The organism is Enterobacter sp. MGH 37 (assembly GCF_000534515.1).
Lineage (GTDB): Bacteria > Pseudomonadota > Gammaproteobacteria > Enterobacterales > Enterobacteriaceae > Enterobacter > Enterobacter kobei.
The window spans coordinates 1,278,197-1,304,095 of record NZ_KI973205.1 but is presented as its reverse complement, the minus strand read 5'-3'; the positions used below and the strand labels follow the sequence as shown (position 1 = coordinate 1,304,095).

Annotated in this window: 25 protein-coding genes and 1 pseudogene; 8 read left to right on the top strand and 18 right to left on the bottom strand. The window is 57.4% G+C overall.

Annotated elements, in window-relative coordinates; all coding sequences use genetic code 11:
• Nucleotides 1-4: 4 nt before the first annotated feature.
• The 4 genes and pseudogenes from L383_RS17430 to L383_RS17440 form a co-directional block, all read right to left on the bottom strand.
• Complete coding sequence (locus L383_RS17430; protein WP_032628936.1) at nt 5-1,033, bottom strand: alcohol dehydrogenase catalytic domain-containing protein; 1,029 nt, start codon at nt 1,031-1,033, stop codon at nt 5-7.
• A 28-nt stretch (nt 1,034-1,061) separates the two neighbouring features.
• A pseudogene (locus tag L383_RS26485) lies at nt 1,062-1,145 on the bottom strand (carboxymuconolactone decarboxylase family protein); the annotation flags it as partial.
• Between the two features lie 39 nt (nt 1,146-1,184).
• Nucleotides 1,185-1,667, bottom strand: a complete 483-nt coding sequence (locus tag L383_RS17435) for an OsmC family protein (protein WP_023330332.1) — start codon at nt 1,665-1,667, stop codon at nt 1,185-1,187.
• A gap of 45 nt (nt 1,668-1,712) precedes the next feature.
• Nucleotides 1,713-2,489 carry an SDR family NAD(P)-dependent oxidoreductase gene (locus tag L383_RS17440; RefSeq protein WP_014882906.1) on the bottom strand — a complete coding sequence of 259 codons (777 nt, stop codon included), beginning with the start codon at nt 2,487-2,489 and terminating at the stop codon, nt 1,713-1,715.
• Nucleotides 2,490-2,665: 176 nt separating this feature from the next.
• Between L383_RS17440 and L383_RS17445 the strand changes: the two genes are divergently transcribed.
• The 5 genes from L383_RS17445 (at nt 2,666) to L383_RS17465 (ending at nt 7,354) form a co-directional block, all read left to right on the top strand.
• The gene (locus L383_RS17445) at nt 2,666-3,580 is read left to right on the top strand and encodes a LysR substrate-binding domain-containing protein (protein ID WP_023330331.1); all 915 of its coding nucleotides are present in this window, start codon (nt 2,666-2,668) and stop codon (nt 3,578-3,580) included.
• A 236-nt stretch (nt 3,581-3,816) separates the two neighbouring features.
• Nucleotides 3,817-4,161, top strand: a complete 345-nt coding sequence (locus L383_RS17450; protein ID WP_023330330.1) for a carboxymuconolactone decarboxylase family protein — start codon at nt 3,817-3,819, stop codon at nt 4,159-4,161.
• 39 nt (nt 4,162-4,200) lie between these two features.
• Nucleotides 4,201-4,884, top strand: coding sequence for a cupin domain-containing protein (locus tag L383_RS17455; protein ID WP_080350636.1), 684 nt, complete (start codon nt 4,201-4,203; stop codon nt 4,882-4,884).
• A complete protein-coding gene (locus L383_RS17460; protein WP_023330328.1) occupies nt 4,881-5,975 on the top strand; it encodes a flavin monoamine oxidase family protein in 1,095 nt (364 codons plus the stop codon). Before L383_RS17455 ends, L383_RS17460 begins: the two co-directional genes overlap by 4 nt.
• A gap of 395 nt (nt 5,976-6,370) precedes the next feature.
• On the top strand, nt 6,371-7,354 hold the full coding sequence (locus tag L383_RS17465; protein WP_032629228.1) for an acrylyl-CoA reductase (NADPH): 984 nt from the start codon (nt 6,371-6,373) through the stop codon (nt 7,352-7,354).
• 68 nt (nt 7,355-7,422) lie between these two features.
• Here L383_RS17465 and L383_RS17470 read toward each other — a convergent pair whose 3' ends face one another.
• From L383_RS17470 to paaA, 14 genes are all read right to left on the bottom strand, one after another.
• Nucleotides 7,423-8,079 carry an acrylate utilization transcriptional regulator AcuR gene (locus L383_RS17470; protein ID WP_023330326.1) on the bottom strand — a complete coding sequence of 219 codons (657 nt, stop codon included), beginning with the start codon at nt 8,077-8,079 and terminating at the stop codon, nt 7,423-7,425.
• Nucleotides 8,080-8,298: 219 nt separating this feature from the next.
• Nucleotides 8,299-8,895, bottom strand: a complete 597-nt coding sequence (paaY, locus tag L383_RS17475; protein ID WP_023330325.1) for a phenylacetic acid degradation protein PaaY — start codon at nt 8,893-8,895, stop codon at nt 8,299-8,301.
• Nucleotides 8,896-8,904: 9 nt separating this feature from the next.
• Entirely contained in the window at nt 8,905-9,840 is a 936-nt protein-coding gene (gene paaX, locus L383_RS17480) for a phenylacetic acid degradation operon negative regulatory protein PaaX (protein ID WP_014883708.1), read from the bottom strand.
• 501 nt (nt 9,841-10,341) lie between these two features.
• Nucleotides 10,342-11,658 (bottom strand): phenylacetate--CoA ligase PaaK, encoded by a 1,317-nt coding sequence (paaK, locus tag L383_RS17485; protein ID WP_014883707.1) that lies wholly within the window; start codon nt 11,656-11,658, stop codon nt 10,342-10,344.
• 26 nt (nt 11,659-11,684) lie between these two features.
• Complete coding sequence (pcaF, locus tag L383_RS17490) at nt 11,685-12,890, bottom strand: 3-oxoadipyl-CoA thiolase (protein WP_014883706.1); 1,206 nt, start codon at nt 12,888-12,890, stop codon at nt 11,685-11,687.
• Nucleotides 12,890-13,312, bottom strand: a complete 423-nt coding sequence (paaI, locus tag L383_RS17495) for a hydroxyphenylacetyl-CoA thioesterase PaaI (protein WP_014883705.1) — start codon at nt 13,310-13,312, stop codon at nt 12,890-12,892. The genes pcaF and paaI overlap by 1 nt, the downstream gene beginning before the upstream one ends.
• Nucleotides 13,302-14,726 (bottom strand): 3-hydroxyacyl-CoA dehydrogenase PaaH, encoded by a 1,425-nt coding sequence (gene paaH, locus L383_RS17500; protein WP_023330323.1) that lies wholly within the window; start codon nt 14,724-14,726, stop codon nt 13,302-13,304. The genes paaI and paaH overlap by 11 nt, the downstream gene beginning before the upstream one ends.
• A gap of 1 nt (nt 14,727) precedes the next feature.
• Entirely contained in the window at nt 14,728-15,516 is a 789-nt protein-coding gene (paaG, locus tag L383_RS17505) for a 2-(1,2-epoxy-1,2-dihydrophenyl)acetyl-CoA isomerase PaaG (RefSeq protein WP_094166814.1), read from the bottom strand.
• Nucleotides 15,516-16,283, bottom strand: coding sequence for a 2,3-dehydroadipyl-CoA hydratase PaaF (paaF, locus tag L383_RS17510; protein ID WP_014883702.1), 768 nt, complete (start codon nt 16,281-16,283; stop codon nt 15,516-15,518). The genes paaG and paaF overlap by 1 nt, the downstream gene beginning before the upstream one ends.
• Nucleotides 16,280-17,350 (bottom strand): 1,2-phenylacetyl-CoA epoxidase subunit PaaE, encoded by a 1,071-nt coding sequence (gene paaE / locus L383_RS17515; protein WP_023330321.1) that lies wholly within the window; start codon nt 17,348-17,350, stop codon nt 16,280-16,282. Before paaE ends, paaF begins: the two co-directional genes overlap by 4 nt.
• A 7-nt stretch (nt 17,351-17,357) precedes the next feature.
• Nucleotides 17,358-17,855, bottom strand: coding sequence for a 1,2-phenylacetyl-CoA epoxidase subunit PaaD (gene paaD / locus L383_RS17520; RefSeq protein WP_014883700.1), 498 nt, complete (start codon nt 17,853-17,855; stop codon nt 17,358-17,360).
• Nucleotides 17,856-17,866: 11 nt separating this feature from the next.
• Nucleotides 17,867-18,613, bottom strand: a complete 747-nt coding sequence (gene paaC / locus L383_RS17525) for a 1,2-phenylacetyl-CoA epoxidase subunit PaaC (protein WP_023330320.1) — start codon at nt 18,611-18,613, stop codon at nt 17,867-17,869.
• Nucleotides 18,614-18,621: 8 nt separating this feature from the next.
• On the bottom strand, nt 18,622-18,909 hold the full coding sequence (gene paaB / locus L383_RS17530; RefSeq protein ID WP_006175064.1) for a 1,2-phenylacetyl-CoA epoxidase subunit PaaB: 288 nt from the start codon (nt 18,907-18,909) through the stop codon (nt 18,622-18,624).
• Between the two features lie 12 nt (nt 18,910-18,921).
• Entirely contained in the window at nt 18,922-19,851 is a 930-nt protein-coding gene (gene paaA / locus L383_RS17535) for a 1,2-phenylacetyl-CoA epoxidase subunit PaaA (protein WP_014883698.1), read from the bottom strand.
• Between the two features lie 282 nt (nt 19,852-20,133).
• On the opposite strand from paaA, the gene paaZ reads away from it, so the two are divergent.
• The 3 genes from paaZ (at nt 20,134) to L383_RS17550 (ending at nt 25,876) form a co-directional block, all read left to right on the top strand.
• Complete coding sequence (gene paaZ, locus L383_RS17540) at nt 20,134-22,173, top strand: phenylacetic acid degradation bifunctional protein PaaZ (RefSeq protein ID WP_023330319.1); 2,040 nt, start codon at nt 20,134-20,136, stop codon at nt 22,171-22,173.
• A 204-nt stretch (nt 22,174-22,377) separates the two neighbouring features.
• Complete coding sequence (gene tynA / locus L383_RS17545) at nt 22,378-24,651, top strand: primary-amine oxidase (RefSeq protein ID WP_023330318.1); 2,274 nt, start codon at nt 22,378-22,380, stop codon at nt 24,649-24,651.
• A gap of 118 nt (nt 24,652-24,769) precedes the next feature.
• Nucleotides 24,770-25,876, top strand: coding sequence for a GGDEF domain-containing protein (locus L383_RS17550; protein ID WP_023330317.1), 1,107 nt, complete (start codon nt 24,770-24,772; stop codon nt 25,874-25,876).
• Nucleotides 25,877-25,899: the final 23 nt, after the last annotated feature.

The following is a 25,899-nucleotide window of genomic DNA, read 5'->3' as shown; positions in this document are numbered from 1 at the left end:
GTGATTAATTATCCTGATTCATGGTGAGCACTATCCGGTATCGCGCCAGACCCTGTTTCAGTCTGCTGAGCGCCTCATTTGCCCTTTCAAATGGCAGTCGCTCTGTAACAGGCAAAGCCTGAAAGAGGTGGCTGAACTGAAGCGCGCGCTCGGTTTGCACCGGTGTGCTGACAAAGGATCCTATCAGGGTACGTTCAGCGCCGATCATCATACCCGGTGTGACCAGCAGCGGCGTTTTTCCGGTACCCAGCAGGATCGCTTTTCCCCGTGGAGCCAGCGCGGACATGAGGGCTGAAACCATTTCTGAAGCCGGCGCCGTTGCCACAATAAAATCCACACCGCCGTCATTTTTCAGGCGTTCTGATGCGTTTTCATCAAGGATATTGATGTAGTGATGCGCACCCAGCTCAAAAGCAGCCTGCTCTTTTTCACTACCCCGCGCAATCACAGTCACCTCAAAACCCATCTTACGGGCGTACTGAACGGCCATGTGGCCAAGGCCCCCCAATCCGAGAACCGCCACTCTGTCGCCCGCCCTTGCGCCTGAATTACGCAGCGCATTGAAGGTAGCGGTACCGGCGCAAAGGATCGGAGCGGCATGCACGGCAGAGAGCGCGGAGGGAATGGCTATGAGCGCGGTATGACGCATGACAATGTACTCTGCGTAGCCGCCATCGCAGCTGAGACCGGGCGTCAGTTGGTTTTCACAGAGATGAAAAAGCCCGCTCCGGCAGGGGGTACAATGCTGACAGTACCCACCCAGTCGCCCAATCCCTACCCGCTGACCGGTTTGCCAGATATCGGGCACCTGGTTCCCCTTCCGGGTAATAAACCCGACGATTTCATGTCCCGGGATACGGCCGGACTGGCCCGCCAGCGGTGCTTTTTCCGCGTCCCGGAGATCGGCACCGCATACGCCGCATGCTTCAATTCTAACGAGCACCTCATCCGGGCCGGGAGCGGGTATTGGCCGCTCTGTCATTTCCAGTACACCGGGGGCAACGACCTGCATAGCACGATATTTTTTATTCATAAATTGCACAGGTAAAAAATGAGGATTATCAGATGGCAAGGGCGACGAGAAAACGAGACACCATGTTATAGGCGGCGACGGTTGCAACGGCTTCCACGGTCTCTTTTTCACCTAACCATTTCATCCTGTTGAGCAGAATAATCCAGCCGCGTCAGCACAGTATTAAGTCACCTTCGATCAGCATATTCTGGGCCAGTAACCACCGGTTCAGAGAGGCGTTAATCACCCGCTGATGAACCCCATCAAATTGATGCACCGTGCCGTCACCGCTTACATGGATGACATACTGAAGCGTGCCGGAAGCATCATCTGCACGCTTGTCCCCGGAGGCCGGTATACCCTTTGGAAGGTGCCCGTCAGTATGTATTTCAAGATGCGTAAGGGCGAGACCTTCATTTCTCGCTTCCTGAATAAAGGCGGCCATCATACAGGCATTAAACGCGGCGAGAATCAGTTCCTGAGGGTCGGGAGCCAGCCCTTCGCCACCCAGCGAAACCGGTTCATCGGAATCGATAACATGACTTTGCAGGGCAGGCAAAGCGTTGTCTTCGGAAAAGGACTGGCAGAGCGTCCGGCTGGCCATACCCCCCTGCCACGAGGTGACAAGGTCATAATGCGCGGTCTGGATTTGCATAATTACTCCAGTGCCGCACGCGGGTCAGCGCGTGCGGCATGGCCATCAGGCGTTACGGCCAGCCATTACGCCGCCATCGATATCCCAGATAGCGCCGGTGACCCAGCCAGTCTTGTCAGAAAGCAGGAAAGCAACGGTTTCCGCGATATCGACCGGGGTACCCACGCGGCCGATCGGGTGGAAGCTGTCAAAGCTGTTCATTACGTCCTTCACGTCGTCTTTTGGAATGAAGCCTTCGTAAATCGGCGTGTGAACAACGGCCGGAGACACCGCATTCACGCGGATCCCTTTTTCACCCAGCTCAATGGCCAGGTTTTTGGTCAGCGCGTGCAGACCCGCTTTCGCCATTGAGTAAGCTGAAGACGGCGTGGCGCCGATGGCCTGCTGTGCCCACATGGAGCCGATATTAACGATGGAGCCTTTAATGCCGGCCTCGATCATATTGCGCACCACGTCACGGGTAATAAAGAATGTCGCGCGGTTAATGCTCATATACATGTCATAGTCTGACGCTTCATGCTCGGTGAACGGTTTCGGGAAAAATACGCCAGCCGCATTGACCAGCAGGCTGATATCTTTGTGTTCGGCGTTAATGGTGTTCACCACGTGCTGCATACCTTCTTCTTTCATCAGGTCGGCAACGATGATGGAAACCTGACCATCTGCAGCCAGCGCCTGGCGGGCCTGCTCGGCTTTGTCCTGGCGATTGCCAACCAGCACAACGCTGCCGCCATTTTTCAGAACCAGCTTCGCCGTTTCGAAGCCCATACCGCTTGTACCACCGACCACTAACAGTTTTTTACCGGCAAAAGATGCGTTCATCGCTAACCTCTTTAAATTCATATGGTTGTCATTGATGAAAAGCTGCGCTCCTCATCGTGTGAAATCAGAATGCCACCCGGGCCCCTGATTGACGACTGAGAAGAAATTGCGACTCAGGAAAGAAAATCTTTCTCGCTGGCGTATACTGAGGAAAATTATGAATCAGGATGACCACAATGCGATCGCTAAACCGACTTAAATGGCTGCACGCTTTTGAAGCCACCGCCAGGCATGGCAGCTTTACCGGCGCGGCACAGGAACTTGGCGTTACGCCCGCCGCAGTAGGTCAGCTGGTACGCTCGCTGGAAGACTGGGTCGGGCACCCGCTTCTTCACCGCACCCGCTCAGGAAAAGAGCGGCTGACGCTGGTCGACGAAGCGCAGGAGGCACTCCAGGACATCACGCAGGGGCTCGACAAACTGGAAACCGGATTAAATAAGCTTCGCGGCCGCCGGTCGCGCTCGGTGGTGGTGGTGACGGCTTCTCAGGTACTGATGATGAACTGGCTGATGGACCGCCTGAACCGGTTTGCGGAATCGCATGAGAATATCGATTTGCGGCTTAACGTGACGGAAAAACTGATGGACGTGTCGCACGGCGAGGCGGATATCGGTATTCGCTGTGGACAGGGCGACTGGCCCGGCGTGAATAAAACCTGGCTGATGGATGAGGAAGCCGTGCTGATCTGCAGCCCGCACCTGGTGCCACCCGGGAAAATGGCCTGCAGTGAATGGCTCGCCACGCAAAAACTCATTCACGATGACACGCCGCATCCAGGCGCGGATTTTCCATCATGGGATGATGTACTGAGAACGGTCGGTGCCCCCGAAGCGCTGGAAAGCGGGCTACATATTAATTCCACTTCAGCTGTGATTCTGGCGGCGCTGAGTGGCAGGGGCGTGGCTATCGTGCGATACGCGCTGGTGAAAAAGCTTATCGAAACCGGACAGCTGGTCCAGCTGCATCCTGACCATCGGTGGCCGCTCAAGTGGTCTTATTATGTGGTGACCCCGCAGCAAAAAGTCATGCGTGATGATGTGAAAGTTTTCCACGACTGGCTTCTTCAGGATGTCGTCTCGGATCGTTCATAAACTGCCCACTCAGGCATTACGCTGCTCCTGCAATCACGCCGGGCGCGTAATGCTTATTCCCTGCCAAACCACGACATAGAATTTCTTCGCTGCTCCGCAAGATTATCTGATTTGTTGAAGCTGTCTGGCTTTCTGATAATCGCCCTCAACGAAAGGTAATACACAGCGCGCCTGACGTGCGTATTTTCGACGTCATGAAATGACTTTTCTGAAACAAACAACAACCGGAGTTTTCAATGTTCTTGAACTGGAATGAATATCGCAGTGACCTGCTTGCCACCATCGGCAAATTTGCCAAACTGAAGCCAGAGTTTATGAAAGGCTTTCAGCAAATGGATAAGGGGGCGTCAGAAAACAAGCACCTCGATCCCAAAACCCATGAACTGATTGCACTTGCCGTGGCCGTCACCACCCGCTGTGACGGTTGCCTGGCTGTTCATGTGGACGCTGCGGTTAAGCACGGTGCCACGCGTGAAGAGATCGCCGAAGCGCTGGCCGTTGCCATTAACCTGAACACTGGCGCAGCGCTGACGTATACCGCGCGAGCTCTGGATGTTTACGATAATCTGCCGAACAAATAGGCCTTAGACGGCCCCCTGTGGGCCGTCTAATCACTGACTATGATGTTACTGAATTCTGATTTTTCGCAGCGTGCGATCGTCACCCCGGATGATTATCAGTGGATACCTTCTCCCCAGCCCGGCGTTGAGCGCTTGATGCTTGACCGGATTGGTCGCGAGCAGGCCCGCGCAACCAGCCTTGTCCGGTATGCGCCCGGATCCAAATTTCCCGCACACAGCCATCCCGGCGGAGAAGAGATTCTGGTGCTCGACGGTATTTTTACCGAAAACGGGGTCGACTATCCTGCCGGCTGGTATCTGCGCAGCCCGGACGGTTCTTCTCACCAGCCCTCAAGTCGCGACGGCACAACCATTTTCGTCAAGCTGCGCCAGATGTCTGCCGATGAGCGCCAGCCGGTCAGGATAAATACGCAGGAGGCAGCTAACTGGCACGGTCAGCCGCAAAGACAAGTCTGCCCTTTATTCTCCGGTGCTTCAGAAATCGTTCAGCTTCAGAAGCTTGCTCCGGGCGAGCGGATCTTCTGTGCACCGCTTGTTGGCGGAGCAGAGCTCATTCTTTTACAGGGGGAGATCCGTGCGCCGGAAGGTCGCTATGAGTCAGGAAGCTGGCTGCGGTTTCCGCCGGGTGATATGCCAGCTCTGATAGCCACCGCCTCTGGCGCACTTTTTTATCTGAAAACGGGACATCTCAGCCCGACAACCCTGACCGGAGCGACATTATGAAGCAGAGCGCTGTTATCATCGGTGCGGGCATAAGCGGCCTTTATGCCGCCACGCTGCTTGAAAAAGCGGGTGTTGATTATGTGATCCTTGAGGCTCGTGACAGAACGGGCGGGCGCGTGCTGTCTGGCCTGGAACTGGCGGGCACCTCCGCTGGCATTCATGTCGATATGGGGGCAGCGTGGTTCTGGCCTGATATTCAACCGGACTTCGCGCAACTGATCGAGCGGCTTAATCTTCCGGTAATCGCGCACGGTCGCCCGGGCGACATGCTCTACGAGCGCCAACTGGATTCGCCCCCCGAACGCTATCCGTCATGGGAGAGCTCCCCGGCGTCTTTCAGGCTGAAGGGAGGAATGCAGGCGCTGACGGCGGCACTTAAAAGTCAGATCCCGGCTGAGAAGATTAAAACCGGCCATCAGGTGGTGGCGGTTTCCCGGGCTGGCAAGGAAGTGCAGGTCCATACCCGGTCCGAAGGCAGTAAAAAAGCCGTATTTTCCGGTGAGCATGTCTTCCTCGCTTTGCCTCCTGCCCTGGCAGCTAAAATAGATTTCAGACCGGCGATGCCGGAACAGGTACTGTCAAACTGGCGGAAAATCCCGACATGGATGGCTCCCCATGCAAAATATGTCGCTGTATATAAAACAGACATATTGCATGAGCGGCAGCTTTCAGGGAATGCAGGAAGCCGCGTGGGGCCAATGGTAGAGATCCATGACGTATCCGAGCCAGATTCGGGCAAAACGGCGATTTTTGGTTTTATTGGCGTACCGGCAAAATCGAGATGGACAGTCAGCGAAGCTGTTCTCAAAAGCCTTTGCCGGGAGCAGCTCGTACGCTTATTTGGGCAGGACGCGGCAGAACCCGAAGCTGAGTATATAAAAGACTGGGCGGCCGATCCGTTTACTGCGACGGAATTTGATCTCCTGCAGGAGGTCGGGCACGCAATGCCTGAGCAACTTCCCGCCTGGGTAGAATGGTCCGGCGAGATAACAGGTGTCGCCAGTGAATGGTCACCGCAGTTCTCGGGCTATCTGGCAGGCGCAATTGACTCTGCATTAACGGGCGTTCAGCGCTGGCTACAACAGAAATAACCCCGTGAAAATGGTTTGTTGCCTTTCGAACCGGAGAGGGGTTATTAAAAAACATGAGTTTCCGGTTCGATAATACGTCTGTTATTGGAAACAGCTGGCTTCTAAAACTTCCGCTTCTGGCACTAAGCAGCCTACTGCAGCATTAGCAGCCGCGTCCTGAAGCATTAACTGTGCATCCTCCATGGGTTTCCGCCATTTCCTCTCTTCGCGAGATAAACCCGAATTCAGATTGATACTGATCAAAAAAAACAGCTTTAAGCTAATGAAAAAAAATAATAATTCTTGAATGCTGACAAAACAATGGGATAGTAGCATTGATTATTAGACGATCGGTCAATAATATTCATAAACGACTTAATAACTGACCTGTAAACGACCAGGAAGACGAGGTGAAAGTGTTTAAATCTTTGTTAATCAACAAAACAGATGATCGCTACAGTACACAACTTGCTGAAATCGCTGAAAGTGAGCTGCCGCAGGGGGATGTGGAGGTCAATATTGACTATTCATCCATCAATTACAAAGACGCGCTGGCCATTACGGGCCGCGGCCCAATAGTCCGGCACTTTCCAATGGTGCCAGGCATTGATTTTGCCGGTACGGTGTCCGCCAGTTCACATCCGGAATTTCAGGCAGGGGATAAGGTTCTTCTTACCGGCTGGGGTGTTGGGGAAAAACACTGGGGCGGGCTGTCCGAAAAAGCGCGGGTAAATGGAGACTGGCTGACGCCGCTCCCTACGGGCGCAAACAGCAAACACGTGATGGCAATCGGTACAGCTGGCTTTACCGCGATGCTGTGTGTCGACGCACTCCTGAATCATGGTATTAAGCCTGAAGATGGTCCGGTACTTGTTACCGGTGCCAGCGGAGGTGTCGGGAGTATTGCGGCCATGATCCTGGCGTCGATGGGTTACCGCGTTACCGCGTCTACTGGTCGCCCGGAAGAAGCTGCCTGGCTTTATAAAACGGTCGGTGTAGACGAGATCATTAATCGTTCCGAGCTTTCATCACCCGGAAAACCTTTACAGAAAGAACGCTGGGCTGCCGCCATTGATACAGTCGGCAGCCACACGCTCTGCAACGCCTGCGCCGGCGTGAGGTACGGCAGTATTATTGCAGCCTGCGGCATGGCACAGGGTATGGAACTGATGGGGAATGTGGCTCCGTTTATCCTGCGTGGCGTCACGCTGAAAGGGATTGATAGTGTGATGTTCGCGAAAGAAAAAAGAGCGGCGATCTGGCAGCAGGCGGTACAGTATTTACCTGAGTCCAGACTAGATAGCCTGACGACCGTTTATCCACTCAGTGAGGCCATCTATGTAGCCGAAAAACTTCTAAATGGCGGAATTCGTGGTCGAGCAGTGATTCAATGTAGCTAATTGGATAGATGCCGGGTCCTGCCTGGAATTGATGCTGATTTATTAAGGGGCCGGTTTAGGCTCCTCTTTTACTTTTCAGCCGTCACTTCCGGCGACGGTTGATAGCGTACAGAAGTTTTGAAATAGTTCCAGAAATCGTACACAGGTTGGGTTGAACAATAAAGTTTGGCGCGCATGACTGCTCCTTCCCAGCCACTCCAGAAAATGGCCGCAAGTTGCTTATCATTCATATCGGAACATATTTCGCCTGAAGATAACGCATCGGACAAACAGGCCGCAACAAGTGCTTGCCAGCTCTCAATAATACTCTGTAGTTGATTAATAAAGGATGGCGGAAGCCCCGGACTCTCCTGCATCATATTGCCAACCAGGCAGCCACGAGTGAAGTTGTACTTTTTAATCCCATCGCAGGCATCATCTATGAAATTTTCCAGACGTACCATCGGTGCACAGGATGATTCATGAAGATGTTTCTTGAGTTTATGTTCAAAGAAACTGTCATAGGCATTCAGAACGGTCTGAGCATATTCTTCTTTACTCTTAAAATAGTAATAAAATGAGCCTTTAGGAACACTGGCATTTTTGACAATGGCATCGACTCCCGTCGAAAGAAAACCATTCTGCGTTAGCAGTTCAAGTCCACTGCGGATCAGGTCATTACGAGTATCTGCATAGGTACTTTCTGTTTTTCGTGGTCTTCCCCTTCCGCGAATTTCACCGGTCATGACTTATCCTCTGCATCTTATTAATAGAAAGAATAAGTGATTTTGCACGACAGCTTCAATCAGTTTATCCCCGCTGGTGACGAAGTGGTCGCTTCTGCCGAATAGACAATGACATAGCCTGTCGCTATAACGACATTGAAGGCTTTGTTCATGGACTTGCTTATCGAGAACAATGGCGAATTGCAAACGTCCGCTTCTGGCACAAAGCGGACCTCCCCCCTACACCGCCGACTTCGGCCTTAAATTCTCATCAAACGTCAGTCGCTTCCGGTCAGACTCAACCTCGCGCAGCGGCTCGACCTGGTGCATCGTCAGCTTGCAGCGCTCCACCAGCACCTGATACTCCCGCGTGCCCTGCTGCTTCCAGGCCAGTTCCTGCTCGCTCAGCTCGCGGATCGCTTTGGCCGGACTGCCGATAATCAAATGATTAGCGGGCATCTCCGCTTTCGCCTTCACGAACGCCGCCGCGCCGACGATGCTGTTTTCACCGATGACCGCCCCATCCATTACCACCGCGTTCATGCCCACCAGCGCGTTACGGCGGATCACGCAGCCGTGGAGAATGGCACTGTGGCCGATATGCCCGTCCTCCTCCACCACCGTGTCCTGCTCCGGGAAGCCGTGCATGACGCAGTTATCCTGAATGTTGGCGCCATCTTTCACCACAATGCGGCCAAAATCACCGCGCAGGCTGGCGTTAGGGCCGACATAAACGCCTTTACCCAGAATCACGTCCCCAATCAGCACCGCCGTTGGGTGGACGTAGCTCTCGTCAGGCACCACCGGCGTCAGACCGTCAATTTGATAAACAGGCATCTTCACTCCTTATGCGCTTGAAAGACCACCAAAGCGTTGATAGTAGAGCGTGCCGGGCACGGGCAGTTCGCCGACGGAGGTTTCCCCCTTCTCGCTGACAAACGCCAGCGCCCCCGGTGCGACACGCTGATAGATATTGATGCAGAGCTGTCGGGCGCTTTGTCCCGCCCAGTGCGCAGGCAGTAACTCCTCCGGCAGCAGCGGGTCTTTCAGCACCACACGACGATAAAAGTGAATCAGCAGCAGCTGGATCTGGAAGCACCGTTCCGGCGTAAGCTCCTCCGGTGCGGCCTCTTTTAACAGCGGCAGAAGCGGCCGGAACGAAGTAATAAACGACTCATACATCGCATTTTGCTCGGTTAACTGCCAGCACTCTTCTACACGTGAACGCAGCGCCGCGCGGGAGAGCGCCAGCGGCGAGTGGGCTTCAAAGAAAATGACGTTCTCCGCCACGCCAGCATCGTGAAGCAGAGATTGTACATCCGCCAGATGCTGCGACGGCGAGGCCATCAGGCTCGGCGCCAGCGTGCCAAACCCCTGCCAAATCAGCTGCTTTTTGACGTCGGCAAGGGTGGTTTTGTCCAGCCCTTCGGAGAGCAGCAACAGCCATTTTCCGTCCCAGGCGGGCAGTTCGGCGCGGTAAATCTTATTCTCCGCTCGACGGGTCAGGCGCAGCCCTTTATCGCTCAGGCGGTAAAAGCTGCGACGCCCGATGCGCGAGACGTCCAGCCAGCCCTCTTTGTTGAGGCGAAACAGCGCGGTGCGCACGAAGCGCTCGCCAAACCCCATGCCTTCCAGTAAGGCGGCAAGGCTGCCAAGCCAAATCTCGCCGCCGCGATGTGAAAGCGCGTCACCGTATAATGAGGAGATAAGCGACGTTCCGCTAACGGGAACCGAGCTAACCGCGTGCTGGATAAAGGCATCGAGTTTATTCATGTGATTCATTCTGTTGTTATTTTTGGTCTGGATGAATCATAGCATATTCCCCTCTCCCTTGAGGAAGAGGCCTGGGGTGAGGGGAAACATACGGCTATAGTGGTCATTCCGTTCACTTCATGTTCCTTGCTACTCTGTGACGGCACGACCGGTGAACGTGCCAGGGTGGCTCAATCGCCACCACCCTGGCGACCCGGGCTCCCGGCGGTAAATCGCCGCTTCGCGGTGCCCTCAGCTTATTCCTTCAGGCTATCGGGTCGGGCATGAGCCTGCATCCCTGCAGGCCACGCCCTCTCGGCGCATCCCTGCGCCTCGCCGTGGCCTTACGGAAACGCTTCGGCGATTTACAGCCGGACCGGGACATCGCTGTAAGTCATTCATAATCCTGATGGCACATATATCGCTTCAAGTTAAAAAATTACTGGGGATCCCTCAGCCCAAAGGGAGAGGAAGAAAAAGTCCCTTCTCCCCTCTGGGGAGAAGGTTAGGATGAGGGGCAAGGGAAAAAACTCAACCGTTGGCCGCAACTTTACGCAAATCAAACACCCGACAGGCCTTGCCCTCTGAACGCGGGATGCTGCCGCAGTTGACTATCATCACATCGGTGGAAATCCCCACCATCGATTTAATGCGATGACGCAGCTGGTGGCACACCTGGCAACGCTGCTCGTGGGTCAGCGTTAAGCTGCTCTCTTTCAGCTCCACCTTCACGGAAAGTGAATCAAGATGTCCGCGACGGTTCACCTCCAGCTGGTAGTGGGGTGAGAGATGTTCAAACTTCACAATCTCCTCTTCCAGCTGTGACGGGAAGACGTTGACGCCGCGGATGATCAGCATATCGTCGCTGCGACCGCTGATCCGGTCCATGCGGCGCATGGTACGGGCGGTGCCGGGCAGCAGACGCGTCAGGTCGCGGGTGCGGTAGCGGATCACCGGCAGCGCCTCTTTAGTGAGCGTGGTGAACAGCAGTTCGCCCTGCTCGCCGTCGTTCAGCGGCGTGCCGTCGTTCGGGTTGACGATCTCCGGATAGAAATGATCTTCCCAGATGGTCGGACCGTCGGCGGTTTCAATGCACTCCATCGCCACGCCCGGCCCCATCACTTCGGAGAGGCCGTAAATGTCCAGCGCCGTAATCCCCAGGCGTTTTTCGATTTCACGGCGCATGGCCTGTGTCCACGGCTCGGCGCCGAATACCCCCACGCGCAGGGAACAGGTGCTGGCATCGCCGCCCATCTGACGTTCCAGCTCCTCAATCAGGTTGAGACAATAGGATGGCGTCACCATGATCATGTCCGGCTGGAAATCACGGATCAGCTGCGCCTGTTTCTCCGTCTGGCCGCCGGACATCGGGATCACCGTCGCCCCTAAGCGCTCGGCACCGTAATGTGCGCCCAGCCCGCCGGTAAACAGACCATAGCCATACGCCACGTGAATTTTGTCCTTCGCGCTACCGCCCGCGGCGCGCAGGGAGCGGGCCACCAGGTTGGCCCAGTTGTCAATGTCGCCCTGCGTGTAGCCGACAACGGTCGGTTTACCGGTGGTACCGGACGATGCGTGAATGCGCACCACCTGCTCCATCGGCACGGCAAACGTATCAAACGGATAGTTATCCCGCAGGTCCTGCTTGGTGGTGCACGGGAATTTGCGGATATCCGCCAGCTCGTTGAAATCGTCAGGGTGAACGCCCGCGGCGTCAAACTTGCGTTTGTACATCGGCACGTTGTTGTAGGCGTGATGCAGCGTCCATTTCAGACGCTCAGTCTGCAGCGCCTGTAACTCGTCAAGGGAGGCTGTTTCAATCGGATCAAGCTTTGTTGTATTTGTCATTGTAGGGTGCTCACAGTGAAATTTGATCAAACACGCTCAAGGATCATGGCAATGCCCTGACCCACACCGATGCACATCGTACAGAGCGCGTAGCGCCCGTTGCGTCGATGCAATTCATTACTCGCGGCCAGCGCCAGTCTGGCCCCGCTCATTCCCAGCGGATGGCCCAGCGCAATCGCGCCGCCGTTCGGGTTAACGTGCGCGGCATCATCCGGCAAACCCAGCTGACGCAGGACGCCCAGCGCCTGCGCGGCGAAGGCTTCGTTGAGTTCGATGACGTCCATATCGTTGATGCTGAGACCGGCACGCTCCAGCACCCGGCGGGTGGCAGGCACCGGTCCGAGCCCCATTAAACGTGGCTCCACGCCTGCCGTTGCCATCGCCACGATCCGCGTGCGGGGGATTAATCCCTGCGCCAGCGCCATTTTCTCGCTGGCGATGATTAACGCCGCTGCACCGTCGTTGACGCCGGACGCATTCCCCGCCGTCACCACCCCGTTCTTACGGAACGGCGTTTTCAGCCCGGAAAGCTGTTCGAGCGTGGTCTCTGCGCGCGGATGTTCATCCACGCTGAATTCGGTGACCGTCCCTTTTTTACCCGGTACCCGTACCGGCACGATTTCCTGCGCCAGAATGCCGTTCTGTTGCGCCAGAGCGGTTCGTTGCTGGCTGCGCAGCGCGAACGCGTCCTGATCGGCACGGCTGATATTTAACAATTCAGCTACATTCTCTGCCGTTTCCGGCATACTGTCAGTTCCGAATTGCTGATGCATGAGCGGATTCACAAATCGCCAGCCGATGGTGGTATCAAAGATCTCCGCCTGGCGCTGAAACGCGGCGGTGGCTTTCCCCATCACAAACGGTGCGCGCGACATGGACTCGACGCCGCCCGCCATCAGCAGGTCGCCATCACCTGCTTTAATAGCGCGAGCAGCGAAGCCTATTGCGTCCAGACCCGAGCCGCACAGGCGGTTAACGGTGGTTCCGGATACCGTCTGCGGCAGACCGGCAAGCAGCGCCGACATTCGCGCCACGTTGCGGTTATCTTCCCCCGCCTGGTTGGCGCACCCGAAAATCACATCATCAATCCGTTCCAGGTCGAGCTGCGGGTAGCGGTCCAGCAGCGCACGCAGCGGTACGGCACCGAGATCGTCCGTTCGCACGGCAGAAAGCGCGCCGCCGTAGCGCCCCACTGGCGTTCGAACGCCATCACAAATAAATGCGTCACGCATCAGGCCTCTCCTGTGACAGTGCCGCCGATGCGGTGTGATTTTCCGCGGAACAGGGCGACGGTTTTCTGTTGCTGGTTCTGAATTTCAATGTCGTACACGCCGGTCAGTTTGCCCTGATGCATCACCCGCGCGGTGGCGGTGAGCTTATCTCCGGCAAAGCCCGGACGCAGAAAATCGATCGAGCAGCCGGAGGCCACCGCCGCCAGCCCCTGGCTGTTGCAGGCGTAGGCAAAGGCGGTGTCTGCCAGCGAAAAAAGTTGGCCGCCGTGACAGGTTTTGTGGCCGTTGAGCATCTGCGGGGTGATGGTCATCGTCACCACCGCGTAGCCCTCGTCCATATCGACAATGTCCATCCCCATCGCCTGCGCGCAGGCGTCCTTTTCGTACATCGTGCGGGCGTTATGCCAGGCGTTATGACTCATAGCTACTCTCCAGAAGCGCCCGCTGGCGCAGCAGTGAACAGGGGCGATAACGTTCTTCGCCGTAATGTCGTTGCAGGTTCTCCAGCAGGGTCAGCAGGCGCTGCCAGCCCAGACGCTCGCCCCACGCGATCGGGCCGCTCGGGTAGTTCACGCCCAGACGCATGGCGGTGTCGATGTCCTTCTCGCTGGCGACCCCCTTTTGCAGGGCATCCAGCGCTTCGTTAGCAATCATTGCCAGCGTGCGCCAGACCAGCAGACCGGGATAATCGGCAATTTGCACCACCCGGAGACCCTGCTGTTGCAGGTAGCGGATGGCTTTTTGCGTCGCGGTGTGCGGGTTGCTGGCGGCCGCCGCAATCACCGCCACGTCACGCTCAATACGGTCCACCACCACTACCGGGCCGTTGAGGCGCAGCGCCAGTGCCTGAGCGGTTTCCCCCTGCGTTTCAACCAGATACCCATCATCAATTTCTGTGACACCGTCACGTCTTTTTTCCACGCGCATCGGGCTGTAGCTGTCATTTACGGTCTCAACCCACTGCACGACGGGTTTCTCCCCCTGCCACTCGTAAACCCCTTTTCCGCTCTTTTTACCCAGCCTTCCGGCCAGCACCAGCTCCTGCTGCACCAGCGAAGGCAGGAAACGACGCTCCTGCCAGAAGGCGTTAAACACCGAGCAGGTCACCGCAAAGTTCACGTCCTGACCAATCAGGTCGGTCAGCTCCAGCGGCCCCATCGGAAAACCGCCGCCCTCGCGCAGCGCAGCGTCAATCACCTCCGGTGGGGCGACCTGCTCTTCAAGCGCACGCCAGGCTTCGGAATAAAACGGGCGCGCGACGCGGTTGACGATGAACCCAGGCGTTGACTGGCAGCGAACGGGTTGTTTACCCCAGTTCAGCGCCAGTTCACACAGCGCGTCTGCCACTTCCGCAGAGGTCGCCAGCCCGCTGACCACCTCCACCAGCTTCATCACCGGCGCGGGGTTAAAGAAGTGCAGCCCCGCCACGCGCTCCGGATGATTCACGTCTGCCGCAATCGCCGTGACGGAAATGGACGATGTGTTGCTGGTCAGCAGCGTCTGGGGCGGACAGATCTCCGCCAGCTGCGCAAACAACGCCTTTTTCACCTCCAGCCGTTCGGAGGCCGCTTCAATCACCAGTTCGGCCCCAGAAAGCGCGGTGATATCCGTCACCGGAAGCAGTCGGGCCAGGATCTGGGCGCTGGCATCGGCGGAGAGCTTTCCGCGCGTTACCCGGGAGGCCAGACGCTGGCGAATCCCGTCGATGGCGCGTGAAATCGCATCGCCGGCGATGTCGTATAGCAGAACCTGATGGCCGTGGCTGGCGGCAACTTCGGCAATGCCCGCGCCCATCGTGCCGCTGCCAATCACGGCGACCGTGCGTATGTTCAGCATCTTATTTCCCCGTAAAGTTCGGCGTGCGCTTCGCCAGGAAAGCGCTGACGCCTTCGCGGTAGTCGTCGCTGCGACCGGCCAGACGTTGATAGTCGCGCTCCAGGTCAAGCTGGGCATCCAGGGTGTTAGTTTCCGCGGCGTTAATCGCCTGCTTGATCAGCCCCAGCCCAAAGGTTGGCTGAGACGCAAAGTGCAGCGCCATCTGCTGCGCGGTAGTGGAGAGCTGGTCGTCATCCACCACCTGCCAGATCATTCCCCACGCCTGCGCCTGTTCGGCGCTGAGTTTATCGCCGAGCAGCGCCAGTCCCATGGCGCGGGCACGTCCGGCCACGCGTGGCAGCAGCCAGGTGCCGCCGCAGTCCGGCACTAAGCCGAGCTTGCTGAAGGCCATCACAAAGTTGGCGGAACGGGCGGCAATCACCATGTCGCAGCCGAGCGCCAGCGTGGCGCCCGCGCCGGCCGCTACGCCGTTGACTGCACAAATGACCGGCTTCGGCAGTTTTGCCAGGCGGCGTACCAGGGGGTTATAGAAGGTTTCAACCGACATCCCCAGGTCCGGTGCCGGGCCGATGGGGTCGACGTTGCGGTCGTTCAAATCCTGCCCGGCGCAAAAACCGCGCCCTGCGCCGGTGATCAGCAGGCAGCGGATGGTGTCATCGCGCTCGGCCTGTTTCAGGCATTCTGCAAGCTGCTGATGCATCACGTCATTAAAGCTATTCAGACGCTCCGGACGGTTCAGCGTAATGGTCATTACGCCCTGTTCTACTTGACTGAGAATACATTCCACAATTAGCGTCCTTTAAAGTCGGGGGTGCGTTTTTGCAAGAAAGCGTCGATACCTTCCCGGCGGTCTTCGGTGGCAGAGAGCAGCGTAAAAAGCTGACGCTCCTGCATCAGGCCAGCCTGCAGTGGCACCTCCTGAGACTGACGAAGCGCCTGTTTCGCCGCCTGCAGCGCCAGCGGGGAATGGCGCGCCATCACTGCCGCCTGCTTCAGGGCATACTCCAGCGTCAGGGATGCCGGGAAGACATCGCTGACCAGCCCGGCGCTCATCGCCTGCTGCGCAGTAATGCTCTCTCCGGTCAGCACCATTTTGCTGGCAAGGGATTTACCGACGCTGCGGATCAGTCGCTGGGTACCGCCCGCCCCCGGCATAATGCCGAGGGTGATTTCCGGCAGGCCAAATCGTGCGTTATCCCCGGCAATCACCACGTCGCACAGCAGCGCAAGTTCACATCCGGCGCCCAGCGCGAAACCGTTGACGGCGGCGATCAGCGGTTTGTTAAACGCGTTAATGCGCGCCCACAGTTGCGGGCGGATATCGTTCAGGGTGGCGGGCAGGTCTTTCTCTGCCATTTCGTTGAGATCGGCCCCGGCGGCAAAGCAGCGTTCGTTGCCGTAGATCACACAGGCCGAGATGTCGGCATCAACCGCAGCGCTTTCCAGCGCGTCGGCTAATTGCGTCAACAGGGCGTTATTCAGGGCATTACGCGCCGCCGGACGGTTCAGCGTCAGCTGCAGCACGCGGCCATGACGGGTAACAGTCAGTTCGCTCATGCCATCCCCTTTGCGTCAAAGTCGACGATCACGTCGGCGGTGAGCGGCAGTGACTGACAGCTCAGCACATACCCGGCGGCCAGCTCGTCCGGCTCCAGACTGTAGTTGGTCGCCATGTCCACCTTCCCGCGCAGCACTTTGCATTTACAGGTCGCGCACACGCCGCCTTTACAGGCATAAGGCAGGTCCGCCCCCTGACGCAGGGCAGCATCGAGGATGCTTTCGTCGTCTGCCGTCAGGGTAATTTCGCGGTCGCGCCCGTCCTGTCGCACGGTCACTTTCTGCCCTTCCGCCTGCACGTTTACCGTGCGTTTCACGGCGGTCCCCGGCGTATTAAAGCGTTCAAGGTGAATGGATTTTTCCGACATCCCCAGCGCCTGCAGCGCGGCTTCGGCCTCGTCCATCATCGATGACGGGCCGCAGATAAACGCGTCGTCGTACTGACGGAAGTTGATCAGGGTTTTCGCCAGCGCCTGCAGCTTTTCCCCGTCGATGCGGCCATACAGCAGATCGCTGTCCAGCCGCTCCTGGCTGAAGATGGAGACCAGCTGCAGCCGCTGCGGATATTTATCTTTCAGGTCCGCCAGCGCCTGGCGGAACATCATGCTCTGGCTGCTGCGGTTGCCGTAAATCAGAGTGAAATGGCTGTTCGGTTCGGTGGCCAGCGTGGCGGAGAGGATCGCCAGCATCGGGGTGATGCCGGAGCCTGCGGCTATCGCCAGGTAGTGGCCTTCACGTTCGGCCTGCGGCTGATAGCCAAATTGCCCCTGCGGAACCATCACCTCCAGTGCCATGCCTGCTTTGATCTCATCCCGGGCATAGCGGGAAAAACGCCCGCCTTCGATGGCTTTGACCGCCACGCTGATCTCACCCGGCGCGGTACTCCGGCAGATGGAGTAACAGCGGCGCAGCTCGTCCCCGCCCAGCTTCGTTTTCAGCGTCAGGTGCTGTCCGGGGCGAAAGCGGTAGGCTTCCTGCAGCGCCTGCGGCACCGCAAACGTGATGGTCACCGCGTCGCGGGTTTCGGGTTCCACTTTTGCCACTGTTAATGAATGAAACGTTGTCATGGCAGCCTCAAATGCATTTGAAATAGTCGAAGGGTTCGCGGCAGGTGTTGCAGCGGTAAAGCGCTTTGCAGGCCGTCGAACCAAATTCACTGATTAGCGCGGTGTCGGTGCTGGCGCAGCGCGGGCAGCTCACCTCCAAAGGTGCGTGCGCGTGGCAGCTATGCCCCACGGGCGGGCTGATGCCGTAAGCCCGCAGGCGTTCGCGCGCGTCGGCGGTCATCCAGTCGGTGGTCCAGGCAGGGTCAAGCTGGAGCACAATGTGCACCGGGGTAAAGCCATGCGCGGTCATCACGTCGCGGATCGCCCCCAGCAGGTGTTCCGTTGCCGGGCAGCCCGAATAGGTTGGCGTGAAGCCAATCACCCAGCCTTCCCCCTGTGCCTTCACGCTGCGCACCATGCCTAAGTCGGTGATGGTTAATACCGGCACTTCCGGGTCCGGAATCTGGCTTAACAGCGACCAGATCTGCGGGATTTGCGCCGGTGCGATGTCGACGAGACGTTGCATAGCGTTCTCCTTTACCACTGCTGACCGGGATACGCGCGCTGGAGATACTGCATTTCTGCCAGCATCGGCCCCAGATGTTCGGTATGCAGCCCCTTCTTACCCCCGGTGCGGTACGCCACCTCGTCGGGTATGCTCAGGCTGGCTTCTTTAAGACCGGCATACACTTCGCTTTCCCACGGCTGGCGCAGGGTGCGCGGGTCCACCGCCACGCCGGAATCCATCAGCGCCAGCTCAACGTCATCGGCGTCAAACAGCTCTGCCGTAAAGCGCCACAGGTTATCGATGGCCTGCTGCATTTTTTGTGCGGACGTTTCGGTCCCGTCGCCCAGGCGTACCAGCCAGCCGCGGCTAAAGCGCAGGTGGTAGCGCGCCTCTTTGATCGCTTTGGCGGCGACGGCGGCAAGCTGGCCGTCAGTGCTGCGGGTCAGGCGCTCATACAGCGCCACGTTCCACGCATCCATCAGGTACTGACGGGCAATCGTGTCGGCGAAATTGCCGTTGGGTTGCTCCACCAGCAGGACATTGCGGAACTGGCGCTCGTCGCGCCCAAACGCCAGGGTATCTTCGTCGCCCTCACCTTCACATTCAGCGGCGTAGGCCAGGAAATTGCGCGCCTGGCCCAGCAGATCAAGACCGATATTGGCCAGCGCGAGATCGATCTCCAGCTCCGGCGCGTGGCCGCACCAGGCACCCAGACGCTGGGAGAGCACCAGACCGTTGTCGCCCAGACGCAGGGCATAGGCTGTGACTGTTTTCATCCTTCGCCTCACATGTGCTCGATGCCATCGGGGATGGTGTAGAACGTCGGATGGCGGTAAACCTTGCTTTCAGCCGGATCGAAAAATTCGCCGCTCTCTTCCGGCTGGGAGGCAATAATCTCGCTCGCCTTCACCACCCAGATAGAACATCCTTCACTGCGACGGGTGTAAGCATCGCGCGCATTTTCCAGCGCCATGCGATCGTCGGCGGCATGCAGGCTGCCCACGTGACGGTGGGACAACCCTTGTTTGCTGCGTACGAACACTTCGTACAGCGGCCAGTAGACATTGCTCATGATTATTTCCTCTTATGCGGCCTGACGGGCGCGTTGTTTTTCTGCGTGGGCCAGGGCGGCTTCCCGCACCCACGCCCCGTCTTCCCAGGCTTTACGTTTCGCGGCCAGCCGTTCGTGGTTGCAGATGCCGCGCCCGTTAATCACCTCTTCAAATTCCTGCCAGTCGATTTCGCCGAAGCGGTAGTGACCGCTCTCTTCATCAAAACGCAGGTCGGGATCCGGCACCGTCATCCCCAGCATCGCCACCTGCGGCACCGTGTTGTCGACAAAACGCTGACGCAGCTCGTCGTTTCCGAAGCGTTTGATTTTCCAGGCCAGGCTGCGGGCGCTGTTTGGCGAGTTATCGTCGTTCGGCCCGAACATCATCAGCGCAGGCCACCAGAAGCGATTGATGGCGTCCTGCAGCATCTGGCGCTGCGCCTCACTTCCCTGGGCCAGCGCCATGCAGGCTTCAAAGCCCTGACGCTGGTGGAAGCTCTCTTCTTTGCAGATTTTCACCATCGCCCGGGCATACGGACCGTAAGAGGTGCGGCACAGCGCCACCTGATTGACGATGGCAGCCCCGTCCACCAGCCAGCCGATGACACCGATGTCGGCCCAGCTCAGGGTGGGATAGTTAAAAATGGAGGAGTACTTCATCTTGCCGTCGAGCATCTTCTGGTAGATGTCTTCCCGTGCGCAGCCCAGCGTTTCTGCCGCGCTGTAGAGGTAAAGTCCGTGTCCGGCTTCATCCTGTACTTTCGCCAGCAGAATCGCTTTTCGGCGCAGCGTGGGTGCGCGGGTGATCCAGTTACCTTCCGGCAGCATGCCGACGATTTCGGAATGCGCATGCTGACCAATCTGGCGGATCAACGTTTTACGGTAGGCGTCAGGCATCCAGTCCTGAGGCTCAATCGCCGTCTCCTGCGCTATGCGCTGCTCAAACCGTTGTTCTTGCGTCACGTCACCACCTTTATGATTCGTTAGTTTGCAAATTAAAGCGAAATGATGAATCACTTTTTTTAAAAGTTACACAAAGGTTAAATATAACCCCAAGAATTGTTTCCTTGTTTTGTGATGGTGCTCGCAAGGCTTTTGCTTTTGCCCTTGCAGAAAGCGGTCTGACGGGCTGCAATTCATCAGGCCAGATCACAGCATTAACAATTCATTAAAATCTCAGCTTGCTTTTTATGATTCATAATTAAACTATTAATGGTGAAATTACGTAACACTTGGAGATAAGCGATGCAGCAGTTAGCCAGCTTCTTGTCCGGTACCTGGCAGTCTGGCCGGGGCCGTGAACGCGCCATTCATCACGCCATCAGCGGCGAAGCATTGTGGGAAGTCACCAGCGAAGGGCTGGATATGGCGGCCGCTCGTCGCTATGCGATTGAGCGCGGTGGCGAAGCGCTTCAAAAGATGACCTTTATTGAACGTGCAGCCATGCTGAAAGCGGTAGCGAAACACCTGCTTAGCGAAAAAGAGACGTTCTATGCCCTCTCCGCCCAGACCGGGGCGACGAAAGCGGACAGCTGGGTGGATATTGAGGGCGGGATCGGCACCCTCTTTACTTACGCAAGCCTGGGCAGCCGGGAGCTGCCGGATGACACGCTGTGGCCGGAAGATGAGTTGATCCCGCTGTCAAAAGAAGGCGGTTTTGCCGCTCGCCACGTTCTGACCTCGAAATCCGGCGTGGCGGTACATATCAACGCCTTTAACTTCCCCTGCTGGGGGATGCTGGAAAAGCTGGCGCCGACCTGGCTTGCCGGGATGCCCGCCATCATTAAACCGGCCACCGCCACCGCGCAGGTGACACAGGCGATGGTGAAATCTATCGTGGACAGCGGACTGGTGCCGGACGGCGCCATTAGCCTGATTTGCGGCAGCGCGGGAGACCTGCTTGACCATCTCGACAGCCAGGACGTGGTGACTTTTACTGGCTCCGCCAGTACCGGGCAAAGCCTGCGCGTTCACCCGAATATTGTGGCGAACGCGATACCGTTCACCATGGAGGCCGACTCCCTGAACTGCTGCGTGCTGGGTGAAGACGTCACGGCGGAGCAGCCGGAGTTTGCCCTGTTTATCCGGGAAGTCGTTCGCGAGATGACCGCCAAAGCCGGACAAAAATGTACCGCTATCCGCCGTATCATCGTCCCCCAGAATCAGATTGATGCCGTCAGCCAGGCGCTGATTGCCCGGCTGGAAAAAGTGGTGGTGGGTGATCCGGCGCAGGACGGGGTGAAGATGGGCGCCCTGGTGAATGCCGAACAGCGCGCCGACGTGCAGGAGAAAGTGGACCAGTTGGTTACGGCGGGATGCCAGATCCGTCTGGGTGGCAAAGCGGATTTACAGGCCGCGGGCGCGTTCTTCCCACCGACCCTGTTGTTCTGTCCGCAGCCGGACGAAACCCCTGCGGTGCACTCAACTGAAGCTTTCGGCCCGGTCGCGACGCTGATGCCGTATCGCCATACAGAGCACGCGATGGCGCTTGCCCGCGCGGGCGGCGGCAGCCTCGCAGGAACGCTGGTTACCGCTGATTTAGCCCTTGCCCGCCAGTTCATTGCCGGTGCGGCACGTGCCCACGGTCGTATTCAGATCCTCAACGAGGAATCATCCAAAGAGTCCACCGGCCACGGCTCCCCGCTGCCGCAGCTGGTGCACGGCGGGCCCGGTCGCGCGGGCGGTGGTGAGGAACTGGGCGGCCTGCGCGCGGTGAAGCACTACCTGCAGCGCACGGCGATTCAGGGCAGTCCGACCATGCTGGCGGCCATTGGCAAGCAGTGGGTGCGCGGCGCAACCGTGCAGGAAGATCGCGTGCATCCGTTCCGAAAATACTTTGAGGAGCTGCAGCCGGGCGACAGCCTGCTGACGCCGCGTCGCACCCTGACGGAAGCGGATATTGTGAACTTTGCCTGTCTGAGCGGGGATCACTTCTACGCCCATATGGACAAGATTGGTGCGGCAGAGTCGATCTTTGGCGAACGGGTGGTTCACGGTTACTTCCTGATCTCCGCCGCAGCGGGACTGTTCGTCGATGCGGGGGTCGGACCGGTGATTGCCAATTACGGTATGGAAAACCTGCGCTTTATCGAGCCGGTCAAACCGGGCGACACCATTCAGGTGCGCCTCACCTGCAAACGCAAAACGCTGAAGAAGCAGCGCACCGCGGAAGAAAAACCGACGGGCGTGGTGGAGTGGGCGGTTGAGATTTTCAACCAGCACCAGCAGGCCGTAGCGCTCTACTCCATCCTGACGCTGGTGGCGCGCCAGCGGGGTGAATTCTAACACCTTACCTTCACCGCCTTCCCTGCCGGGTGGCGCGATGCTTACCCGGCCTACGACGACCTGCCGGGTGTGACACCGTCCCGCTCTTTTTTTAACCTGGCAAGTGCAACAAATAACCTGGCAGATGCAGGCAAACGCTTTTCTCAGGCGTCTGTCAGGATAAGGCTGACACAACACAATAAACACAACAAGATGAGGTCTACGATGGGAAGCAATTCTTCTTTTTCTGCCCGTAGAACGGCACTGGCCATGGCCGTTGCGCTGTGTTGCGCCTGGCAATCCCCTGTTTTCGCCCACGGCAGCGAGGCGCATATGGTCCCGATGGACAAAACGCTGCAGGACTTCGGCGCAGACGTGCAGTGGGACGATTACGCACAGATGTTCACCATTGCGAAAGACGGCGCCTTTGTGAAGGTCAAACCGGGCGCAAAAACCGCTATCGTCAACGGTAAAACCCTCACGCTTGAGGTGCCGGTGGTGATGAAAGGCAACAAGGCCTTTATCTCAGAGACGTTCATCAACGATGTTTTCCAGTCCGGTCTCGATCAGACCTTCCAGGTTGAAAAAAGTCCTCACCCGTTAAATGCGCTCACGGCAGACGAAATTAAGCAAGCCGTAGAGATTGTTAAAGCCTCTGCGGATTTTAAACCGAATACCCGCTTTACCCAGATCGCCCTTGCGGAGCCAGAAAAAGCCAAAGTGTGGGACTATGTGCTCAACGGTACGGCAGTCGATGCCCCTCGCCAGGCGAAGATCGTCATGCTCGAAGGAAAGCATGTCATCGAGAGTCTGGTGGATCTGAAGGATAAAAAAATTCTGCGCTGGGAACCGGTCAAAGACGCGCACGGCATGGTGCTGTTGGATGATTTCACCGCGGTTCAGCAGATCATTAACGACAGTACCGAATTTGCTGAGGTGCTTAAAAAGCACGGCATAACCGACCCGAAAAAAGTGATTACCACGCCGCTGACCGTCGGCTATTTCGACGGTAAAGATGGCCTTAAGCAGGAAGACCGTTTGCTGAAAGTGGTGAGCTATCTGGATGTCGGCGACGGCAACTACTGGGCACATCCGATTGAAAACCTGGTGGCGGTGGTCGACCTTGAGCAGAAGAAGATCCAGAAGATTGAAGAAGGCGCCGTTATCCCGGTTCCTCTGACCCCACGTCCCTATGATGGCCGCGACCGCATAGAGACACCGAAAAAACCGCTCGACATTATTGAACCGGAAGGCAAGAACTACACCATAACCGGCGACAGAGTGCACTGGCAGAACTGGGATTTCCACCTGAGCCTGGACTCGCGCGTGGGCCCGATGATCTCAACCGTCACGTATAACGACAACGGCAAGAAACGTCAGGTGATGTATCAGGGGTCGCTCGGCGGCATGATTGTCCCTTACGGCGATCCGGACGTGGGCTGGTACTTTAAAGCCTATCTCGACTCCGGCGACTACGGCATGGGCACCCTGACCTCGCCGCTGGTGCGGGGTAAAGACGTGCCGTCCAACGCCGTGATGCTCAATGAAACCATCCCGGACTATACCGGCGCGCCGATGGAGATCCCGCGCGCAATCGCCATTTTCGAACGCTATGCGGGGCCGGAATACAAGCATCAGGAGATGGGTCAGCCAAACGTCAGCGCCGAGCGTCGTGAACTGGTGGTGCGCTGGGTGAGTACCGTCGGTAACTACGATTACATCTTCGACTGGGTATTCCATGAGAACGGCACCCTCGGCATTGATGCTGGCGCGACGGGTATCGAAGCCGTGAAAGGCGTTCAGGCCAAAACCATGCATGACGCCACCGCCAAAGACGATACCCGATACGGCACGTTGATTGACCACAACATTGTGGGCACCACGCACCAGCACATCTATAACTTCCGTCTTGATATGGATGTCGATGGTATTAACAACAAGCTGGTGGCGATGGATCCGGAAGTGAAACCCAATACCGCCGGTGGCCCGCGCACCAGTACCATGCAGGTCAATCAGTACGACATTGATACCGAACAGCAGGCGGCACAGAAATTTGACCCGGGCACTATTCGCCTGCTGAGCAACACCCGTAAAGAGAACCGCATGGGCAACCCGGTCTCGTATCAGATTATTCCCTACGCGGGCGGCACCCATCCGGTGGCAACCGGCGCGAAATTTGCCCCGGATGAGTGGATCTACCATCGCCTGAGCTTTATGGATAAACAGCTGTGGGTGACCCGTTACCACCCGGATGAACGCTATCCGGAAGGTAAATTCCCTAACCGCTCCATCCACGACACGGGACTGGGGCAGTACAGCAAAGATAACGAGTCGCTTAACGATCAGGATGACGTAGTCTGGATGACCACCGGCACGACCCACGTCGCCCGTGCGGAAGAGTGGCCGATCATGCCAACGGAATGGGTGCATGCCCTGCTTAAACCGTGGAACTTCTTCGACGAGACGCCAACGCTCGGAAAGAAAAAAGACGAAAAATAACCCACCGCCGGGCAATCGCCCGGTTTTTTTTGCCCTGCCGTTTGAGGATCGTCCATGCTTGCTTATAGTTACAGATATCTCACCTGCATGATTTATCCCCCGGACGGGAAAGGGCTTTATGGAAAAAAGAAAAAAACCGACACTGGAACGCGCTACCTGGCCGACGCGCCACGCGATGGTCATGCATGGGCTGGCGATGAACCTGCCCTGGCTGGCGTTCGTCAACGTCAGCTTCGCCGTGATGATCCTGCTGCGACACGTCCTGCTTAAGGCCAGCGATCCGCTTTATCCTCATATACCGCAACTGACGACCCTGGTCGATGCCTCAATGCTCGGCATTATTATCCTCTCTGCCGCGTTGATCCTGATGGCCTGGCGGCGTATTGCGGGTATCAGCGTGGTGCTCTTTATCTGTAGCGCCATCTGGTCGGTATCCTGTTTTTTGTTTATTACCTATTTGCTGCTGCCCCATGTCTGGCCGCTGTGCGTGATTTTGTTACTCGCAGGGTTAACGGCGCTCTACTTTTACCCTGAGGGATTACTCGCCTTTGTGCTTCCGCTCTGGATCACCCTGCCGGTCGCAAGCTGGATACTCAACGATGGCCTCAACCTTCACTTTGTCATCATCTGGAGCGTGTTTACCCTGATCCTGATCTGCGGGCGTTTTATCCTGTTGAGCTGGTTTGATGAAGCCTGGCGTCGTAATCAGCAAAATCAACTGCTGATCTCACGGCTGGATGCGCTGGCGCATCAGGATCCGCTAACCAAAACCGCCAACCGCCGGAGAATGGAGGTGGTGCTGGAAAATGCGGTTGAGCAGAAGAAACCTTTCTCGCTGATTATGCTGGATATCGACTATTTCAAACGCTACAACGACACCTACGGCCATCAGGCGGGTGATGACTGTCTGACGCGCGTGGCGCGGGTGCTGAAGCAGTCGGTACGAACGCCGGACGACGTCGTATCACGTTACGGCGGCGAGGAGTTTGTGGTGATCCTTTTCAATTGCCCGCTAAACATCGCAGAAAAGGTTGCCATGCGTATTCAGGACGGGCTGCGCACGGAGGCCATACCGCATGGCGCCTCGACGGTCAGCGACCATGTGACCGTGAGCATGGGGATTGCCGGCATGACGGAGGGGTTAGCCGGCACCGAAATAATCGCCCGCGCCGATGCGGCGCTTTATCGGGCGAAAGAGGCCGGGCGGGATCGGTGGTCGCTTTGAATAATGCCGGGTGGCGCTGCGCT

What these genes read in the sequence shown, in the direction of transcription:
- L383_RS17470 (WP_023330326.1), bottom strand. Translation starts at nt 8,079, where the DNA reads ATGACCGGTGAAATTCGCGGAAGGGGAAGACCACGAAAAACAGAAAGT.
- L383_RS17445 (WP_023330331.1), top strand. Translation starts at nt 2,666, where the DNA reads ATGCGATCGCTAAACCGACTTAAATGGCTGCACGCTTTTGAAGCCACC.
- L383_RS17460 (WP_023330328.1), top strand. Translation starts at nt 4,881, where the DNA reads ATGAAGCAGAGCGCTGTTATCATCGGTGCGGGCATAAGCGGCCTTTAT.
- paaE (WP_023330321.1), bottom strand. Translation starts at nt 17,350, where the DNA reads ATGACAACGTTTCATTCATTAACAGTGGCAAAAGTGGAACCCGAAACC.
- paaX (WP_014883708.1), bottom strand. Translation starts at nt 9,840, where the DNA reads ATGAATCACATGAATAAACTCGATGCCTTTATCCAGCACGCGGTTAGC.
- paaI (WP_014883705.1), bottom strand. Translation starts at nt 13,312, where the DNA reads ATGAGTCATAACGCCTGGCATAACGCCCGCACGATGTACGAAAAGGAC.
- paaH (WP_023330323.1), bottom strand. Translation starts at nt 14,726, where the DNA reads ATGCTGAACATACGCACGGTCGCCGTGATTGGCAGCGGCACGATGGGC.
- tynA (WP_023330318.1), top strand. Translation starts at nt 22,378, where the DNA reads ATGGGAAGCAATTCTTCTTTTTCTGCCCGTAGAACGGCACTGGCCATG.
- L383_RS17455 (WP_080350636.1), top strand. Translation starts at nt 4,201, where the DNA reads ATGATGTTACTGAATTCTGATTTTTCGCAGCGTGCGATCGTCACCCCG.
- pcaF (WP_014883706.1), bottom strand. Translation starts at nt 12,890, where the DNA reads ATGCGTGACGCATTTATTTGTGATGGCGTTCGAACGCCAGTGGGGCGC.
- L383_RS17550 (WP_023330317.1), top strand. Translation starts at nt 24,770, where the DNA reads ATGGAAAAAAGAAAAAAACCGACACTGGAACGCGCTACCTGGCCGACG.
- paaC (WP_023330320.1), bottom strand. Translation starts at nt 18,613, where the DNA reads ATGAAAACAGTCACAGCCTATGCCCTGCGTCTGGGCGACAACGGTCTG.
- L383_RS17430 (WP_032628936.1), bottom strand. Translation starts at nt 1,033, where the DNA reads ATGAATAAAAAATATCGTGCTATGCAGGTCGTTGCCCCCGGTGTACTG.
- L383_RS17435 (WP_023330332.1), bottom strand. Translation starts at nt 1,667, where the DNA reads ATGCAAATCCAGACCGCGCATTATGACCTTGTCACCTCGTGGCAGGGG.
- paaZ (WP_023330319.1), top strand. Translation starts at nt 20,134, where the DNA reads ATGCAGCAGTTAGCCAGCTTCTTGTCCGGTACCTGGCAGTCTGGCCGG.
- paaK (WP_014883707.1), bottom strand. Translation starts at nt 11,658, where the DNA reads ATGACAAATACAACAAAGCTTGATCCGATTGAAACAGCCTCCCTTGAC.
- paaD (WP_014883700.1), bottom strand. Translation starts at nt 17,855, where the DNA reads ATGCAACGTCTCGTCGACATCGCACCGGCGCAAATCCCGCAGATCTGG.
- L383_RS17440 (WP_014882906.1), bottom strand. Translation starts at nt 2,489, where the DNA reads ATGAACGCATCTTTTGCCGGTAAAAAACTGTTAGTGGTCGGTGGTACA.
- paaF (WP_014883702.1), bottom strand. Translation starts at nt 16,283, where the DNA reads ATGAGCGAACTGACTGTTACCCGTCATGGCCGCGTGCTGCAGCTGACG.
- L383_RS17450 (WP_023330330.1), top strand. Translation starts at nt 3,817, where the DNA reads ATGTTCTTGAACTGGAATGAATATCGCAGTGACCTGCTTGCCACCATC.
- paaB (WP_006175064.1), bottom strand. Translation starts at nt 18,909, where the DNA reads ATGAGCAATGTCTACTGGCCGCTGTACGAAGTGTTCGTACGCAGCAAA.
- paaY (WP_023330325.1), bottom strand. Translation starts at nt 8,895, where the DNA reads ATGCCTGTTTATCAAATTGACGGTCTGACGCCGGTGGTGCCTGACGAG.